Origin of the sequence: Crenothrix polyspora, from assembly GCF_900163755.1 — a bacterium.
GTDB classification, from domain to species: domain Bacteria; phylum Pseudomonadota; class Gammaproteobacteria; order Methylococcales; family Methylomonadaceae; genus Crenothrix; species Crenothrix polyspora.
In genome coordinates this window covers 1-1,272 of sequence record NZ_FUKI01000010.1, presented here as the reverse complement: position 1 = coordinate 1,272, position 1,272 = coordinate 1, and the positions used below count along the sequence as shown (strand labels likewise).

The 1,272-nt window shown below is 56.1% G+C and carries 1 protein-coding gene; it reads left to right on the top strand.

What is annotated here, in order from left to right:
* Positions 1–490: 490 nt before the first annotated feature.
* A partial coding sequence (gene ltrA / locus CRENPOLYSF2_RS00930) for a group II intron reverse transcriptase/maturase (protein ID WP_087142096.1) occupies positions 491–1,272 on the top strand: 782 nt, incomplete at its 3' end.

Here is a 1,272-nt window from a genome sequence, read left to right as displayed (position 1 = left end):
GAGTGCAAACGTGTGAGGCGACGAACAGAAACCGCATATAAGGCCAAGCCTGCGGGGCGAGTTGGCACAGGACGACAAAGCCCATCGGTTTAGTAGGCATGGTAAATGCGGCGCTTGTATACCGAAACATCGCGTCCTTACCTGGGGAGGTCTGCCACACTCGCGGTGGCTGTTGCTGGACGTAATAATCGGCCTATCGGTTGAGCCGAACCCCAATCAACCCGCGCCACGGTGACTGCCCACCGAGGCCATAGCAAAGCAAACCGGCAGAGAACGTCCAGCACCATCACAGCGCACCGTGCAGCAATGTCCGGTGTGATGCGGCAGAAGTCAGCAGAGGCCATAGTAGCTCTAATGGTGTCAAAAGAGTGAAGGGCTGAACAACGAAACACAAGGAGCAGGCGTACAACCCTCCGTTTATCACTAAAGCCTGACAGGCGAGAAACAACGGGCGGCGCGTGCATACCGAGCCTTGAAAACAGAGATATTTATGGAACAACGCAACGACGATTTATTAACAGCGGTACTCTCCAGAGACAACCTGCTCCAAGCATGGGCTAGGGTCAAATCCAACCGTGGCGCACCCGGCATAGACGGGCTGACCATCGGTGAATTTCCCGACTACCTGCGGGCGCACTGGGCAGACACCCGTGAACAACTCGTTGGGGGGCGATACAAACCGCAGCCGGTGCGACGGGTAGAAATACCCAAATCCGACGGCGGCATAAGGCTACTGGGCATCCCGACCGTCATGGACAGGGTGATCCAACAAGCCATCGCCCAAGTGCTCACCCCCATTTTTGAGCCACAATTCAGTGACTCAAGCTATGGGTTCAGACCAGGCCGTAATGCACACCAGGCTATCTGGCGGGTACGAAGCCACGTAAAAGACGGCTACCGCTATGCCGTGGACATCGACTTGGCCAAGTTCTTCGATACCGTCAACCATGACGTATTGATGAACATACTGGGTCGCAGTGTCCGCGACAAACCGCTGCTGGGCTTGATCGGGCGCTACCTGCGGGTGGGTGTGTTGGTCGGTGGGCACATTGAACCGAGCGACGTGGGCACACCGCAAGGTGGGCCGCTATCGCCCTTGCTGGCCAATATCCTGCTCAACCAGCTAGACCACGAATTGCATAAACGAGGCCACCGCTTCGTGCGTTATGCTGATGACATGGTCATTCTGGTTAAAAGCCAGAAGGCTGGCGAGCGGGTGATGCAAAGCGTAACACGGTATCTGGAAAACACCCTCAAGCTCAAAGTCAACAC